This window comes from Amycolatopsis sp. NPDC049691, from assembly GCF_040675005.1.
Classification (GTDB): Bacteria; Actinomycetota; Actinomycetes; order Mycobacteriales; family Pseudonocardiaceae; genus Amycolatopsis.
This window is the reverse complement of the sequence record NZ_JBFANX010000010.1, coordinates 88,341-104,098: the sequence shown is the minus strand read 5'-3', so window position 1 is coordinate 104,098 and position 15,758 is coordinate 88,341. Positions and strand designations below refer to the sequence as shown.

Sequence of the window (15,758 nt, the reverse complement as noted above, 5' to 3'; positions counted from 1 at the left end):
GTCGAAGCGCAAGATTGCCGGAGTTCAGCGCGGCACCACGGTGAACCGCCGCAGGGCCAGCGCCGGGTTCTTCGCGCGCACCTCGGCGATCCGCTCGGCGGACACCTCGCCGACGGCCACCGCCGTCTGCTCGCCGAGCGAGGTGACGACGACACCCATGGGGTCGACCAGCATGCTGGTGCCCGACCCCGTCGGCGCGGCCTGGCCCGCCGCGGCGACGTACAGGGTGTTCTCGATCGCGCGGGCGCGGATCAACGTGCTCCAGTGGTATTCCTTCAGCGGCCCGGGCACCCACTCGGCCGGCAGCAGCACGACGTCGGCGCCGGCGTCGGCCAGCCGCCGCGTGACCTCCGGGAAGCGCAGGTCGTAGCAGGTCTGGAGGCCGAAGCGGATGTCCTCGACCTCGAAGGTCTCCGGCTCGGTGATCTCACCGGCGCGCACGACGTCGGACTCGCGGAAGCCGAACGCGTCGTACAGGTGGATCTTGCGGTACAGCGCCGCGATCCCGCCCGGGCCGGCCGCGACGAGGGTGTTGGAGATCCGCGAATCGTCGAGCCGCTCGTTCATGCCGCCGACGATCGTGACGTCCCGGGCGGCGGCGAGCGAGCGCAGGCCCGTCACGAACTCGCCGTCGAGCGCCTCGGCGGACCCGACGAACCGGTGGTCCTTCGCCGGGACGGTGAACATCGCGTACTCGGGCAGTACGACGACCCGCGCGCCGCGGTCGGCCGCGTCGCCCACCAGCTTCGTGATCAGGGCGAGGTTGGCGGCCTTGTCGTCGCCGGGCGCGTACTGCGCCAGTGCCACGTGCGTCATGCGGTTTCCTTCCGGGGAGCGGCGGGCATGCGGTCGAGCTTGCCGAGTACGACCGTGTAGCAGAAGATCCCGGCGAGCAGCACCACGCCGGTGACGAGGAACGCGCCGGCGAACGAGCCCGTCACGTCCACGACGGCGCCCGTCACGATCGGGGCGGCGATGCCGATCATGTTGGCCACGAAGTTGACCAGCCCGCCGAGAGTGCCGGAGCAGCCTTCCGGCGCGATGACCGCGACGATGCTGGACCCGGCGGGCACCGACACGGCGAGCCCGGCGGCCCCGATCGAGAGGAACACCAAGGCCACCGCGACGGATCCGGCGTAGGCGGCCCCCGCGACGGACAGCGAGACCAGCATGCTCACGACGAGCACGATCCGCCGCGCCTTGGTCTCGTCGCCGCTGCGGGCGATCAGCCGGTCCAGCACGATCCCGCCGACGAGGAACTGTGCGAGCACCGCGACCAGCCACGGGATCATCGTGTAGAAGCCGCCGGCCAGCAGCTTCACGCCGAACTGCTTCTCCAGGTAGCCCGGGAGCCAGGTCAGCAGCACGTAGTAGGCGTAGGTGTAGGACGCGTACCCGAGCGCCAGACCCCAGGTCTTGCGGCGGCGCAGCAGGTGGCCCAGGCCGGTGAGCGAACTCGGCGCGGGCGCGTCTTCGTCGTCCGCGCCGCCCTCGCGCAGGTACGCGAACTCCTCGGGCGACAGGCGCCCGCGTTCGAGCGCCTGCTTCGGCGTCAGGTAGAGCAGCCACCAGACGAGGAGGTAGCCGAGGCTGAGGACGCCGGTGAAGACGAACGCCGCGTGCCAGCTGAACACCGTCACGAGGAACGCCATCACCGGGATGCCGAGGACGTTGGAGATCTTGGCGCAGCCGTCGAAGATCGCCGTTGCCCGGCCGCGTTCGGAGCGCGGGAACCACTGGCCGATCGCCTTCCAGCCCGCCGGGATCGTGGGCGCTTCGCCGAAGCCGAGCACCAGCCGCGAGACCAGGAGCAGGCCGAGGCCGCCCGCCGACGCCGTCAGGAACGACGCGATCGCCCAGAGCGCGGCGGCCGCGCGGTTGACCCAGCGGACGCCGATCCGGTCGAGGATCGCGCCGATCGGCAGCTGCAGCACCGCGTATGTCCAGAGGAACGCGGAGGCGACGACGCCGAGCTGGGCCGCGCTGAGGTGGAACTCGCGCATCATCTCGGGCCCGGCGATCGAGAGGTTGACGCGGTCGACGTAGTTGACGAACGACCCGACGCCGAGGACGCCGGCGATCGTCCAGCGGGCCTTCTTCCGGGTCGCCGTGCGGACCGTGGTCGTCATCGCGCCCGCTCCGCGAGCGACGTGGTCTCCTCGAACGCGGCAGTGAGCCCGGCGAGGAGGGCACCGTGCTGCATCGTCAGTGCGAGCTGCCCGGCGCCGTGGGCGAGGGCGAACTCCTTTTCTTCTCGGCTCCACGCGGGCAGCACCCACGGCTTCCCGGCCGCGCGGGCGGCGTCGGCGACGCGCTCGAGGTCGGCGAAGTCGCCTTCTTCCCGCGTGTACGCCCCGCGTTCGCGGCGCAGCGACAGGTCGGACGGGCCGACGAAGACACCGTCCACTGTGTCCAGTGCGAGGATCTCGGCGACGTCCTCGAGGGCGCCGGCGTCCTCGATCATCGGCAGGCAGCGGGTGCCGCGGTCCTGCGCGGTGACCCATTCGTCGGTGAAGCCGCGGTAGCCGGTGGTGCGCCCGCCCGCGAAGCTGCGGTCGCCCAGCGGCGGGAACTTCGCGAACGCCGTCACGGCCTTGGCGTGCGCCGCGTTTTCGACGTGCGGGATGACCACGGCGTCGGCGCCGAAGTCGAGGGCCTGCTGGATCGGCCCGCGTTCGGGGCCGAGGACCTTGGCGAGCACCTCCAGGCCGAGCGCGCGCAGGAACGGGACGAACCGCTCGAGGTCGGCCAGGCCGAACGCGCCGTGCTCGATGTCGAGGACGGCGGCGCCGTAGCCGATCCCGCGGGCGATCTCGGCCGCGGCGAACGAGGGATCGGAGAGCCAGACGGCGTAACGCCGGTCGGCGGGGACTGGGGACATCGGGAACCTCCTGCGCGCTCACGACGGTAGTTCCGGTCGTTGTGTGCACCGTGTATACACGATGGATATCTGTGGGTCCAGACGCTAAGCTGGCCGCCGGGACGACGAGGGGAGAGGTATGACGACCAGCGCACCGGCCGGGCCGGCGCGGGACCGCGTGTACGCCTGGCTGCGCGACGGGATCATCGCGGGCGAGCTCGAAGGCGGCCGGTTCCTGGACGAGCAGTGGGTGTCCGGCGTGGTCGGGGTGTCCCGGACGCCGGTCCGCGAGGCGTTCCACCGCCTGGAGGCCGAGCGGTTCATCAGCCTGCTGCCCCGCAAGGGCGCGCAGGTCCGCACGGTCACCGCCCGCGAGCTGGAGGAGGTGTACCAGAGCCGCCGGCTGATCGAGGGGCACGCGATCGGCGAGGTCTGCGCGGCCCGGGCGGGGGCGCCCGCGGAGATGGCCGGGTTGATCGAGCAGATGGACCGCGCCGGGAAGGCCCGCGACTGGTTCGCGGTGTCCGGCTTGGACCGCTCGTTCCACCGCGCGATCGTCAACGCGGCGGGCAACTCCGTGCTGACCGAGCTGTACGACACGCTGCGTTCGCGCCAGCAGCGGGTCGCGGTGCGGGCCCTGGAGGCCCGGCCGGAGCGGCTGCCGGTGATCGACGCCGAGCACCGCGCGCTGGTGGCCGCGCTGGACGCGCACGACGCCGAAGAGGCGCTGCGGATCCTGAACCAGCACCTGCGCCCGGTGTCCGAAGTGGTGTCGGCCCTGGACCGCGGCTGAATCCGTTGCGGTACTAGGGTGTCCGCGCATCGACGGTGGGCGGACAGGAGCGCGCGAGTGGAAACCCGGAGAACCGAAGGTGCGGGGCGCGTGGCCCGCGCGGGACTGCTCGCCGTGGCGGGCGCGGTGCTGCTGCCGGTATCGGCCGGCTGCACCGCGGAAACCGTGGGGACCGGGGTGCCGGCTCCCGCGGCGGTCTCGTCCGCCGCGGCTCCCGCGCCGTCCTCGGCCGGCGAGGTCGCCGCGAGTGCCGCACGGACCCCGGAAGCGGCGGTGACCGGCTGGGTCTCGCAGATCTTGACGAAGGACTACGCCGCGGCCTGCCGATCGAGCGCCGTGGTGGCCGCGGCCGGCGCGGCGGATCCGGAGAAGCTGTGCGCGAGCGACGGCAAGGCCGTGAAGACGCTCGGCAAGCTGCACGACGCCTGGGCGAAACCGGGCGTCGACACCGGCGCGGCGGTGGAAACCGAGGGCGTCGAGGTGAACGGGGACACCGCGACCGCGTCGGACACCTCGATCAAGATCGGCGGCAGGTCGCTGCGCGAGCTCGAGCTGGTCGGCTCCACGGGGGACACCGGTTCGTTCCGGCTGACCCTGAAACTCACGAAGAAGGACGGCGCCTGGTACGTGAGCGACTTCGAACTGGCGGTGTGATCGGCTCGCCGGGCAGCGACGGTCCCACCAGGCGCGCGGCCAGCGGTACCGGCCCCGCGAATGATAGGAATGGCCGGTGACCGAACCGAACCTGATCGAAGCCGCCGCGGCCGAGGCCGTCACGCTGACCAGCGAGCTCATCCGCATCGACACGACCAACACCGGCGACCCCGACACGCTGGTCGGCGAGCGGGCGGCGGCCGAGTACGTCGCGGAGAAGCTGACCGACGCCGGCTACGAGATCACCTACGTCGAGTCGGGCGGGAAGAACCGGCACAACGTGATCGTCCGGCTGCCCGGGGCGGATTCGAGCAGGGGCGCGCTGCTCATCCACGGCCACCTCGACGCCGTGCCCGCCGACGCCTCGGAGTGGTCGGTCCACCCGTTCTCCGGCGCGATCCAGGACGACTACGTCTGGGGCCGCGGCGCGGTCGACATGAAGGACATGTGCGGGATGGCGCTCGCGCTCGCCCGGCACTACAAGCTGAACGGCGTCGTCCCGCCGCGCGACCTCGTCTTCGCCTTCCTCGCCGACGAAGAAGCCGGCGGCAAGTACGGCGCCCAGTGGCTCGTCGAGCACCGCCCCGAGCTGTTCGAGGGCGTCACCGAGGCGATCAGCGAGGTCGGCGGCTTCTCGATCACGCTCAAGGACGACGTCCGCGCGTACCTGATCGAGACGGCCGAAAAGGGCATCCGCTGGATGAAGCTGCGCGTGCGCGGCACCGCCGGGCACGGCTCGATGATCCACCGCGACAACGCGGTCACGAAACTGTCCGAGGCCGTCGCGAAGCTCGGCAACCACCGCTTCCCCCTGGTGCTCACCGACTCGGTGAAGGAGTTCCTCGCCGGCGTCACCGAGATCACCGGCTGGGACTTCCCCGAGGACGACCTCGAAGGCTCGGTCGCCAAGCTGGGCAACATCTCCCGGATGATCGGCGCGACGCTGCGAGACACGGCCAACCCGACCATGCTCACCGCCGGGTACAAGTCGAACGTCATCCCGTCGGTCGCCGAAGCCGCGGTCGACTGCCGGATCCTGCCGGGCCGGCTGGAGGCGTTCGACCGGGAGCTGGACGAGCTGCTCGGCCCGGACATCGAGAAGGAGTGGATGGAGCTCCCGCCGGTCGAGACGACCTTCGACGGCGCCCTCGTCGACGCCATGACCGCCGCGGTGCTCGCCGAGGACCCGGGCGCGAAGACGCTGCCGTACATGCTTTCCGGCGGTACGGACGCGAAGTCGTTCCAGGAGCTGGGCATTCGCAACTTCGGGTTCGCGCCGCTCAAGCTGCCCGCGGACCTCGACTTCTCGGCGCTGTTCCACGGCGTCGACGAGCGCGTCCCGGTCGAGGCGCTGAAGTTCGGCACTCGCGTGCTGGACCGGTTCCTGCGCACGAGCTGATGACCGCGTTCGCGCTCGCCGACGGCACGTCCCTGCAGGTGGTGCGCAGGGGCGACCCGGCCGCGCCGGTGACCGTGGTGTTCGTCCACGGCTACGCGCTCGACCAGCGCAGCTGGGGCCGGATCGCGCCGCTGGTGCCGGACGCCGCCGACGGGCCGGTGGCCGTGCTGACCTACGACCAGCGCGGCCACGGCGGGTCGGGACGGGCGCGCCGCGGCACCGCGACGATGGCGCAGCTCGGCGACGACCTCGCCGAGCTGCTCGCCCGCGAAGTGCCCGAGGGCCGGGTGGTCCTGGTGGGACACGACATGGGCGGGCTGGCGATCATGTCGCTGTCCCAGCGGCACCCGGCGTTGTTCGAGGCGCGCGTGTCGGGGCTGGTGCTGCTCGCGACGTCGTCGGGCACGCTCGCGACGGAGGTCTCGGCGGCGTGGCCGAACGCGCTGGGCAAGCTGGCCCGCGATCTCGAGGCGGTGCTCGGTTCGAAGCTCTTCGGCGTGGTGCGCGAGCACACGAGCCGGGCGGTCAGCGCGGGCCTGCGATGGTGGCTCTTCGGCGACGACCCGGACCCGGAGCTGGTCGAGCTGACCGTGAAGATGATCCGCGGCAACTGGCCGCACACGGTGGCGCTGTTCCGCCCGGCGCTGGACGCCTATGCCCGGGACGCGGCGTTGGCGCAGGTCAGCGGGGTGCCGGTGACGGCGATCGTGGGGGAGCGCGACCGGATCGTGCGCGCGTCCGACGTCGAGCAGTGGGTCGGCGGCCTCGACGACGGGACGGCGGTGGTGCTGCCCGGCGTCGGCCACGTCGTGCCCCTGGAAGCCGCGGCGCAGGTGCTGCCGCGGGTCGTCGCCCTGGTCAACGCCGGTCACCGACAAGGCGAGAGTTCTTGACAACATAGTTGTTCGGCGACGATGCTGGGCCCATGTTCTCCGTGGCGGTGATCGAAGACCCGGCCGCGGCCGAGGTGTCGCTGGACCCGATCCGCGCCCGGCTGCTGGCCGAACTGGCGGAGCCGGCATCGGCGACGATGCTCGCCGCGCGCGTGGACCTGCCGCGCCAGAAGGTCAACTACCACCTGCGGGCCCTGGAAGCGCACGGCCTGGTGGAGCTGGTCGAGGAACGGCGCAAGGGCAACGTCACCGAGCGGATGATGCGGGCGACGGCGTCGTCGTACGTCATCTCGCCGGCCGCGCTCGCCGCCGTCCAGCCCGACCCCGCCCAGTCGCCCGACCGGCTTTCGGCCCGCTGGTTGCTCGCCGTCGCCGGCCGGCTGGTGCGGGACGTCGGCGTGCTGATCACCGGCGCGGCCAAGGCCAAGCAGCGCGTCGCGACCTTCGCGCTCGACGGCGAGATCCGGTTCGCCTCCGCGGCCGACCGCGCCGCGTTCGCCGAAGAGCTCGCGACCGCGGTCACCACCCTGGTCGGCAAGTACCACGACGAAACGGCCGAGAAGGGCCGTCCGCACCGGGTGGTCGTGGCCGTCCACCCGAGCGTCCCGGAGGAGACCGCCAGTGGGGCATGAGTTCGAGCTGACCGACGTCGCCGAGGTCGACGCGACGCCGGCGCAGGTGTGGGACGCCATCGCCACCGGGCCGGGCATCGACTCGTGGTTCATGGGCCGCAACGAGGTCGAAGGCGGCACGGGCGGCGTCGTCCGCGGTGCCTTCGGCGCGTACCGGCCGGAATACCGGATCCGGGAGTGGGAGCCGCTCGAAAAGCTCGTCTACGGCAGCGACCCGGCCCCGGACGGGCGGACGATCGCCTACGAGTTCCTCATCGAGGGCCGCGACACGGGGAGCACGGTCGTCCGGTGCGTCACCAGCGGCTTCCTGCCCGGCGACGACTGGGAGGACGAGTTCGAGGCGATGACGACGGGGAACGCGATGTTCTTCCGCACGCTGGCCGAGTACGTGACCCACTTCGCCGGGCGGACGGCGGTCCCGGTGACGGCGTTCGGCCCGCCGGTGGGGGACTGGGACGCGGCGTGGGCGCGACTCGGCACGGCGCTGGGCCTGCCTTCGCGGCCCGCGGCGGGCGACCGGGTGCGGTTCGTCCTCGACGGCCGCGCGCCGGAAGACGGCGTCGTCTACGCGGTCAACGACCAGACGGCCGGCATCCGCACGGCCGACGCGATGATCCGTTTCCTCCGCGGTTTCCACGGCCCGATGGTCGCCTCCCACCACCTCTTCACCCCGGGAGCGGACGCCGAAGTCGAGGAGAAGAACTGGAGTGCGTGGCTGGCCCGCGCGCTCGGGTGACGGGTCAGTAGCGCAGTTCGGCCAGCACCGCCCCGGCGGAACGACGTCGAGAAGACGTAGTCGACGCGCCGGTCACGGGGCAACGCCGCCGGGGCCCACGGATTCGCGGTGGACCAGGTGTGCCCCGGGCCGGTGCCGGCGAACTCCCAGGCGTCGTGCCGGCACACCCCGGCGCCCGCGGCCCGGCCGGTGAGCAGCCGGATCTCGTCGCGGTCCGGTGCGGCGTTGAAGTCGCCGCACACCACGGTCAACGCGCCGCGGCCGGCCTCGCGCACCCGCCGCCGTCGATGTCGACCCGGACCGCACTGCCCTCGTGCCCGGCGGGGCCGGGCAGGACCCACGGTTCGACGGTGCCGATCGGCCGGCGGGAAAGCACCGCGCTGCCCGACGACACGCCGCCTTCCGCGCGGTCGCCGGAGAACCGGTGGTGGGGCAGCCCCGCCGCGGCGAGCTCCCGCGCCTGATCGCGCTCGGCCGCCGACCACGCCTCCTGGAGCGCCACGACGTCCGGGGCGTGCTCGGCGAGCGCCGCGGCGATGGCGGCCTGCCGGTGTTCCCACGGCCCGAACCGGCCCCAGACGTTCCAGGTGACCAGCCGCAGCCGCGAGCCGATCAGCGGCCCGTACGGCTGGAGGGGATCGGCCATCGCCTAGGTCGGCAGCGCGCCCGGCAGGCTTTCCTTCGTCTTCTTGCGGCGCAACCAGACCCTGCGCGTGCCGTCGGCGTAGAGCCGCACCGTGCGCAGTTCCCAGCCCGCGAACTCCGCGTGGATGGAGAGCTGGATCGCCGCCGCACGCCGGGACACGCCCGGGGGGAGGTGCAGGCGGCGATACTCCCAATCCCCTTCGACCACCGCCTCGCTGACCGTCGTCATGGCTGGATCACCTGGGTCCCTTCTCCGGCGGCCGAGCCGACGAACACCCGGCCGCTCTTCTCGTCCACCCCGACCGAGTCCGGCTGGCGCACGGTGGGGAACCGGTACTTCTCGACGGGCTCGCCGCCGCGGACGTCGAACCCCACCACCTCGTTGCGTTCGGTGAGCGTCACCCAGGCCAGGCTCCGCCGCGCGTCGTAGGCGATCCCGTACGCGCCCCCGGGCACCGGGTAGCGCTGGCGCATGATCAGCGGCGACGCCGAGAACGCGATCAGCGCCCCCGCGCGCGCGTCCGTCACCAGCACGCGCCCGTAGGAGTCCGCCACCGCGTTCGCCGCGCCGTCGCCCGCGCGCAGGCCCTCGTCGACCTTCCCCGCGGCGACGTCGACCGAGAACACCGCGGTCCGCAGCCGGTCCAGCACGACGACACCCTTCCCGGTGTCGACGACGTCGTCGGCGCTGTAGAGCTGCCCGCCGATCGTCCGCGCCGGACCCGTCGCCGGCAGCACCTGGATGTCCTTCGCCGGCCCCATCGCCACCAGCCGGTCGGCGCCGTAGGCGATGCTCGACGCCGGCTGCCCGCCCGTCTTCGTCTCCGTGAGCTTCCGGTCCGGCAACGACAGCTGCTGCACCACACCCTGCGCCGGCTCCGCGATCTCGACCCGCCCCGGCGCCACGCTCAGCTTCTCCGCCTTGCCGTATAACGGCATATTCACTGGGGCGGATGCGAGCGCGTTCAAGTCGTAGAGCCGCAAAGACGGCGGCTGGTCGAGGGCGACGACGAGGGTCCCGTCGGCGACCGCCAGGGCGGACACCGGCCCGGTCGCGAGCACCTGACCGGCGGGCTGCACGGTCACGGCGGGGGAGACCGCCGGCTTCGCCGCCACGGGGTTCGCGACGATCTGCAGTTCGTCGCTGTTGTCGGTCTTGGCCGACGAGCAGCCCGAAAGCGCCAGGACACCGGCGAGCGGGATCGCGATCCACGACACGGCGGCGAACCGACGCACGTTGCTGCCTCCAGGTGTCCCTCGACGGGCGGTCAACACCAGCATCCTCCACGATCGTCTTGCCGTCACGTGCATGTCACCCAACAGACACCTAGCGCGGCCAGCGCTCCGGGTACCCGACCTCGATGGCGCTGACGTCGTCGAGCGCCGAGCGGATCGCGGGCGGGAGGGTGATCTCCTCCGCCGCCAGCGAGCCGGTGAGCTGACCGGTGTCCCGCGCGCCGACGACCGGGGCGACGACGCCGGGCCGGTCGCGGACCCACGCCAGCGCCACGGCCAGCGGCGACGTGCCGAGCCCGTCGGCGGCGGTCGCGACGGCCTGCACGATCCGGGCGGCCCGGTCGGTGCGGTGGTGCTCGACGTAGCCGGCGTACGCGCTGTTCGCGCCGCGGGAGTCGGCGGGCGTGCCGGTGCGGTACTTGCCGGTCAGCACCCCGCGGCCCAGCGGCGCCCAGGGCAGCAGCCCGATGCCGTGGTGCTCGGCGGCCGGGACGACCTCGCGGTCCACCCCGCGTTCCAGGAGCGAGTACTCGACCTGGGTGGAGACGATCGGGGCGACCGCGGCGGCGCCGGCGGCGGCCGTCGCGAGCTGCCAGCCCGCGTAGTTGGAGACGCCGACGTAGCGGACCTTCCCGCTGGTCACGGCGTATTCGAGGGCGGCGAGGGTCTCGGCGATCGGCACGCAGGTGTCCCACGCGTGCAGCTGCCAGAGGTCGATGTGGTCGGTGCCGAGCCGCTTGAGCGAGCCGTCGAGCGCGCTGAGCAGGGCGCCGCGGGAGGCGCCGCCGCCGAAGGGGCCGTCGGTGCGCCGGGCGACCGCCTTCGTCGCGAGGACGACGTCGTCGCGGGGCACGAGGTCGCCGAGCAGCGAGCCGAGCACCCGCTCGCTTTCGCCCTCGCCGTAGATGTCGGCCGTGTCCACCAGGGTGCCGCCGGCGTCGACGAAGGCGACCAGCTGGCTGGCGGCCTCTTCCGCGTCGGTGTCGCCACCCCAGGTCATGGTGCCGAGCGCCATCCGCGAGACGCGCAGTCCCGAGCGGCCGAGCAGTCGCTTTTCCACGACCGCCGAGCCTAGTGGGCTGCCCCGTCCGGAGGAGACCAAGGTGAGTCGTGTCGCGATCAAGGCCCCCGTTAGGGTCTGGCCCCGTGCGACTCGGACTGAATCTCGGCTACTGGGGAGCGGGGAACGACCCCGCGAACCTGGCCCTGGCGAAACAAGCGGACGACCTGGGCTACGCCGTCGTGTGGGCCGCGGAGGCCTACGGCTCCGACGCCGTGACCGTGCTGACCTGGATCGCGGCGCGGACGGCGCGGATCGACGTCGGCGCCGCCGTGCTGCAGATCCCGGCCCGGACCCCGGCGATGACCGCGATGACCGCCGCGACCCTCGACACGCTCTCGGGCGGCCGGTTCCGGCTCGGCCTCGGCGTCTCCGGCCCGCAGGTGTCGGAGGGCTGGCACGGCGTGCGGTTCACCTCGCCCCTGGGCCGCACCCGCGAGTACGCCGCGATCGTCCGCTCGGCGTTGCGGCGGGAACGGCTGAAGTTCGAGGGCGAGCACTTCACGCTGCCGCTGCCGGACGGACCCGGCAAGGCGCTGCGGCTGACCGTCCGGCCCGCGCGCAAGCAGATCCCGCTCTACCTGGCCGCGATCGGCCCGAAGAACCTGGAGCTGACCGGGGAGATCGCCGACGGCTGGCTGCCGGTGTTCTTCTCGCCGGCGCACGCGGGGGAGCAGCTGGCGCAGCTGCGGGCCGGTGCCGAGCGGGCCGGGCGCACGCTCGACGGCTTCGACGTCGTCCCCACGGTGCCGCTCGTCCCCGGCGACGACTGGACGGCGTGCGCGGACGCCGTCCGCGGGTACGCGGCGCTCTACCTCGGCGGCATGGGCAGCCGGGAGAAGAACTTCTACAACCGGCTGGCCTGCCGGATGGGCTTCGCGGCCGAGGCCGCGGAAGTGCAGGACAAGTACCTGGACGGCGACCGCGCCGGGGCGATGGCGGCGGTGCCGCTGGAGTTCCTCGACGCGACGTCGCTGCTGGGCCCGAAGGAACGGATCGCGGAGAAGATGACCGAATTCGCCGAGGCCGGCGTGACGACCCTGTCGGTGTCGCCGTTCACCCCCGACCCGGCAGGCGCGCTGACCACCGCCGTCGAGGCGCTCGAGCTGGCGGGGGTGGCCTGACGTGGGCTGGTTCGAAGCACTGGTCCTGGGCCTGGTCCAGGGCCTGACCGAGTTCCTCCCGATCTCCTCGAGCGCGCACCTTCGGATCGTCGCGGCGCTGGCCGGCTGGGACGACCCGGGCGCGGCGTTCACCGCCGTCACCCAGATCGGCACCGAGCTGGCGGTGATCATCTACTTCGGGAAGAAGATCGGGAAGATCCTGCAGGCCTGGTTCTTCTCGCTGTACAAGCCGGACTGGCGCCGCGACCCGGACGCCCGGCTCGGCTGGCTGATCATCGTCGGCTCGCTGCCGATCGTGGTGCTCGGCCTGCTGCTGCAGGACCAGATCGACAGCGCGTTCCGGGACCTGCGGATCACCGCCACCGTGCTCATCGTGTTCGGCTTGATCCTGCTCTACGCCGACCGCGTCGGGAAGCAGGAGCGGACGCTGGACCACCTGACCGTGCCGCACGGTCTCGGCTTCGGCTTCGCCCAGGCGCTGGCGCTGATCCCGGGCGTCTCCCGCTCGGGCGGCACGACCAGCGCCGGCCTGCTGCTGGGCTACACCCGCGCGGAAGCGGCCGAGTACTCGTTCCTGCTGGCGCTGCCGGCGGTGTTCGGGTCGGGGGTGTACAAGCTCAAGGACATCGGCTCGGGCGACGCGCCGGCCCAGTGGGGCCCGACGATCCTGGCGACGCTGGTGGCGTTCGGGGTCGGGTACGCGGTGATCGCGTGGCTGATGGCCTACATCAAGAAGCGCAGCTTCGTGCCGTTCGTGGTGTACCGGCTGGTCCTCGGCGTGCTGCTGTTCGTGCTGATCTTCACCGGCGTGCTCGATCCGAACGCGGGCCCGGTCGGCCACTGATCTCCGCCACGTAGGGTGGGGGCCGTGAGTACGGTCATTCTGCTCCGGCACGGCAAGTCGACGGCCAACGGGTCCGGGATCCTGGCCGGGCGTTCGCCCAAGGTGAACCTCGACGACACCGGCCGCGCCCAGGCGGAGAAGCTCGTCGAACGGCTCGACGGCGTGCCCCTCTCGGGGCTCGTCGTTTCGCCCATGCTGCGGTGCAAGCAGACCGTCGGCCCCCTCGCCGCCGCGCGCGGTCTGGACAAGGTCGTCGAGCCGGGGCTGTCCGAAGTGGACTACGGCGACTGGACCGGCAAGGAGCTCAAGCACCTGGCGAAGGAGCCGCTGTGGCGGGTCGTGCAGGCGCACGCCTCGGCCGCGGTCTTCCCCGGCGGTGAGGGGCTCGCGGCGATGCAGGCGCGGTCGGTGGCCGCCGTGCGCGCGCACGACCGGCGGATCGCGGCCGAGCACGGCGACCACGCCGTGTGGCTCCTGTGCAGCCACGGCGACGTGATCAAGTCCATCCTCGCCGACGCGCTCGGCCAGCACCTCGACGCGTTCCAGCGGATCGTCGTCGACCCGGCGTCGATTTCGGTGGTGCGCTACACCGAGACGCGGCCGTTCGTCATGCGGGTCAACGACCACAGCGGTGACCTGCGGGGGATCGTGCCGCCCGAGCCGAAGCCGAAGCGGGGCAAGAAGGCCGCTTCGAGCAGCGACGCCGTCGTGGGCGGTACCACCGGCCGGTGAGCTTGGCCACCTCCGGAAAGCGCTGACATCCGCACAGGTGGACCACGTAGGGTGGCGGGACCGAGTGTTGTACCCCCACCAGGAGCCTGCCCCGATGATTTCGCCGGACAACCCGTTCGCCGCACCCAGCGAGCTGCCCTACGCACTGCCGCCCTTCGACCGGATCGCCGACGAGCACTACCGGCCCGCGTTCGAGGCCGGGCTGGCCGAGCACGCGGCGGAGATCGAGCAGATCGCGGCGCAGGACGCCGAGCCGACGTTCGAGAACACCATCGTCGCCCTGGAGCGCGCCGGTGAGCTGCTCGGCCGCGTGGCGAGCGTGTTCTACAACCTCTCCGGCTCCAACAGCACCGACGAGATCCAGGCCATCCAGGCCGAGTTCGCGCCGAAGCTGGCCGCCCACCACGACGCGATCCACCTGAACCCGAAGCTGTTCGCCCGCATCGACGCCTTGCACGCGAAGCGGGACGAGCTCGGCCTCGACGCGGAGTCGCGGCGGCTGCTCGAACGCCGGCACCTCGACTTCAGCCGCGCGGGCGCCGGGCTGGGCGAGGCCGAGCAGGCCCGCCTGCGCGAGCTGAACGCGCAGCTGTCGACGCTGCAGACGAAGTTCCAGCAGAACCTGCTCAAGGACACCAACGACCTGGCCGTCGTCATCGAAGACCGCGCCGAGCTGGCCGGGTTCGGCGACGGCGCGATCGCCACCGCGGCCGAAGCGGCCGCCGCCCGCGGCGAGGACGGCAAGTACGTCATCCCGCTGACGCTGCCGACGAGCCAGGCGTCGCCGCTGGAGACGCTGAGCGACCGCGAGGTCCGCGCGCGGATCCACGCCGCGTCGATGGCGCGGGGCAACCGCGGCAACGAGTTCGACAACAACGCGCTCGTCGCCGAGATCGCGCACCTGCGGGCGGAGCGGGCGGTGCTGCTCGGCTACCCGAACCACGCGGCGTACGTCATCGCCGACGAGACGGCGAAGACCGCCGAGGCCGCGGCCGGTCTGCTGGAGCGGCTCGCGCCCGCCGCCGTCGCGAACGCCCGCACCGAGGCAGCGGAACTGCAGCAGCTGCTGGAGGCCGATGTCCCCGGCGCGACGCTGCGCCCGTCGGACTGGCCGTACTACGCCGCCCAGGTCCGCCGTGAGCGTTTCGACGTCGACACCGAGGCGCTGCGCCCGTACTTCGAGGCCGACCGCGTGTACCTCGACGGCGTCTTCTTCGCCGCCACCAAGCTCTACGGCCTCACGTTCACCGAGCGGACCGACCTTCCCACCTACCACCCGGAGGTCCGGACCTTCGAGGTGTTCGACGCCGACGGCACACCGCTCGGGCTGTACCTGCTCGACCTCTACGCCCGCGACGCCAAGCGCGGCGGCGCGTGGATGAACACCTTCGTCGACCAGTCCGAGCTGCTCGACCGCAAGACGGTCGTGGTCAACGTCCTCAACGTCGGCAAGCCGCCGGCGGGGGAGCCGACCCTGCTGACGTTCGACGAGGTCGTCACCGCGTTCCACGAGTTCGGCCACGCGCTGCACGCCCTCGTCTCGGCGGTCCGCTACCCGACGTTCTCCGGCACCAACGTGCCCCGCGACTTCGTCGAATACCCGTCCCAGGTCAACGAAATGTGGATGCTGTGGCCGGAAGTGCTGGCCAACTACGCCAAGCACCACGAGACGGGGGAGGCCCTGCCGCAGGAGCAGGTCGACAAGCTCCTCGCCGCCCAGCAGTACGGCGAAGGCTTCGCCACCACCGAATACCTGGCGGCGTCGCTGCTCGACCAGGCCTGGCACCGCCTCGGCGTCGACGACCGCGTGGAGGAGGTCCAGCGGTTCGAGACGGACGCGCTCGTCAAGGCGGGCGTCGCCGTCGACGCCATCCCGCCGCGCTACCGCACGACGTACTTCGCCCACGTCTTCAGCGGCGGCTACAGCGCCGGGTACTACTCCTACATCTGGAGCGAAGTCCTCGACGCCGACACCGTCCAGTGGTTCCGGGAGAGCGGGGGACTGACCCGCGAGAACGGCGACCACTTCCGCCGCACCCTCCTGGGCCGGGGCGGCAGCATCGACCCGATGGACGCGTTCCGCGCCTTCCGCGGCCGCGACCCGGAGATCGAGCCGCTCCTGACCCGTCGCGGGCTCAGCGGAGTCTGAG

Annotated in this window: 16 protein-coding genes and 1 pseudogene; 10 read left to right on the top strand and 7 right to left on the bottom strand. The window is 72.4% G+C overall.

Annotated elements, in window-relative coordinates; translation table 11 throughout:
- Window positions 1–24: 24 nt before the first annotated feature.
- Genes AB0J40_RS23600 through AB0J40_RS23590 form a run of 3 tightly spaced genes read right to left on the bottom strand, consistent with a single transcriptional unit; the run spans window position 25 to window position 2,881 of the window.
- Window positions 25–816, bottom strand: a complete 792-nt coding sequence (locus AB0J40_RS23600) for a carbon-nitrogen hydrolase family protein (RefSeq protein ID WP_364456497.1) — start codon at window positions 814–816, stop codon at window positions 25–27.
- Window positions 813–2,129: an MFS transporter gene (locus AB0J40_RS23595; protein WP_364456495.1), complete on the bottom strand. Its 1,317-nt coding sequence runs from the start codon at window positions 2,127–2,129 to the stop codon at window positions 813–815. The genes AB0J40_RS23600 and AB0J40_RS23595 overlap by 4 nt, the downstream gene beginning before the upstream one ends.
- Window positions 2,126–2,881, bottom strand: coding sequence for an aldolase/citrate lyase family protein (locus AB0J40_RS23590; protein ID WP_364456493.1), 756 nt, complete (start codon window positions 2,879–2,881; stop codon window positions 2,126–2,128). The genes AB0J40_RS23595 and AB0J40_RS23590 overlap by 4 nt, the downstream gene beginning before the upstream one ends.
- A 118-nt stretch (window positions 2,882–2,999) precedes the next feature.
- Here AB0J40_RS23590 and AB0J40_RS23585 point away from each other — a divergent pair, with 118 nt between their 5' ends.
- The 6 genes from AB0J40_RS23585 (at window position 3,000) to AB0J40_RS23560 (ending at window position 7,967) form a co-directional block, all read left to right on the top strand.
- Entirely contained in the window at window positions 3,000–3,653 is a 654-nt protein-coding gene (locus AB0J40_RS23585) for a GntR family transcriptional regulator (protein WP_364456491.1), read from the top strand.
- Window positions 3,654–3,743: 90 nt separating this feature from the next.
- On the top strand, window positions 3,744–4,307 hold the full coding sequence (locus AB0J40_RS23580; RefSeq protein WP_364456489.1) for a hypothetical protein: 564 nt from the start codon (window positions 3,744–3,746) through the stop codon (window positions 4,305–4,307).
- Between the two features lie 76 nt (window positions 4,308–4,383).
- Window positions 4,384–5,706: a M20/M25/M40 family metallo-hydrolase gene (locus tag AB0J40_RS23575; protein ID WP_364456487.1), complete on the top strand. Its 1,323-nt coding sequence runs from the start codon at window positions 4,384–4,386 to the stop codon at window positions 5,704–5,706.
- Window positions 5,706–6,599: an alpha/beta hydrolase gene (locus tag AB0J40_RS23570; protein WP_364456485.1), complete on the top strand. Its 894-nt coding sequence runs from the start codon at window positions 5,706–5,708 to the stop codon at window positions 6,597–6,599. Before AB0J40_RS23575 ends, AB0J40_RS23570 begins: the two co-directional genes overlap by 1 nt.
- Before the next feature lie 32 nt (window positions 6,600–6,631).
- Window positions 6,632–7,231, top strand: a complete 600-nt coding sequence (locus AB0J40_RS23565) for a helix-turn-helix domain-containing protein (protein WP_364456483.1) — start codon at window positions 6,632–6,634, stop codon at window positions 7,229–7,231.
- Entirely contained in the window at window positions 7,221–7,967 is a 747-nt protein-coding gene (locus AB0J40_RS23560) for an SRPBCC domain-containing protein (protein ID WP_364456481.1), read from the top strand. Before AB0J40_RS23565 ends, AB0J40_RS23560 begins: the two co-directional genes overlap by 11 nt.
- Before the next feature lie 101 nt (window positions 7,968–8,068).
- Here the strand turns inward: AB0J40_RS23560 and AB0J40_RS23555 are convergent.
- The 4 genes and pseudogenes from AB0J40_RS23555 to AB0J40_RS23540 all read right to left on the bottom strand — a co-directional run.
- A pseudogene (locus AB0J40_RS23555) lies at window positions 8,069–8,613 on the bottom strand (endonuclease/exonuclease/phosphatase family protein); the annotation flags it as partial.
- Window positions 8,614–8,616: 3 nt separating this feature from the next.
- On the bottom strand, window positions 8,617–8,841 hold the full coding sequence (locus AB0J40_RS23550) for a DUF5703 family protein (RefSeq protein ID WP_086678081.1): 225 nt from the start codon (window positions 8,839–8,841) through the stop codon (window positions 8,617–8,619).
- Entirely contained in the window at window positions 8,838–9,848 is a 1,011-nt protein-coding gene (locus AB0J40_RS23545) for a hypothetical protein (RefSeq protein WP_364456479.1), read from the bottom strand. The genes AB0J40_RS23550 and AB0J40_RS23545 overlap by 4 nt, the downstream gene beginning before the upstream one ends.
- A gap of 91 nt (window positions 9,849–9,939) precedes the next feature.
- Window positions 9,940–10,908 (bottom strand): aldo/keto reductase, encoded by a 969-nt coding sequence (locus AB0J40_RS23540; protein WP_364456477.1) that lies wholly within the window; start codon window positions 10,906–10,908, stop codon window positions 9,940–9,942.
- Between the two features lie 86 nt (window positions 10,909–10,994).
- Between AB0J40_RS23540 and AB0J40_RS23535 the strand changes: the two genes are divergently transcribed.
- The 4 genes from AB0J40_RS23535 to AB0J40_RS23520 all read left to right on the top strand — a co-directional run bounded on the left by AB0J40_RS23535 (window position 10,995) and on the right by AB0J40_RS23520 (window position 15,757).
- Entirely contained in the window at window positions 10,995–12,032 is a 1,038-nt protein-coding gene (locus AB0J40_RS23535; RefSeq protein ID WP_364456475.1) for an LLM class F420-dependent oxidoreductase, read from the top strand.
- A 1-nt stretch (window position 12,033) separates the two neighbouring features.
- On the top strand, window positions 12,034–12,876 hold the full coding sequence (locus tag AB0J40_RS23530; protein ID WP_364456473.1) for an undecaprenyl-diphosphate phosphatase: 843 nt from the start codon (window positions 12,034–12,036) through the stop codon (window positions 12,874–12,876).
- Between the two features lie 24 nt (window positions 12,877–12,900).
- The gene (locus AB0J40_RS23525) at window positions 12,901–13,608 is read left to right on the top strand and encodes a histidine phosphatase family protein (RefSeq protein ID WP_364456472.1); all 708 of its coding nucleotides are present in this window, start codon (window positions 12,901–12,903) and stop codon (window positions 13,606–13,608) included.
- 94 nt (window positions 13,609–13,702) lie between these two features.
- Window positions 13,703–15,757, top strand: coding sequence for a M3 family metallopeptidase (locus AB0J40_RS23520; protein WP_364456470.1), 2,055 nt, complete (start codon window positions 13,703–13,705; stop codon window positions 15,755–15,757).
- The last annotated feature ends 1 nt before the right edge of the window (window position 15,758 follow it).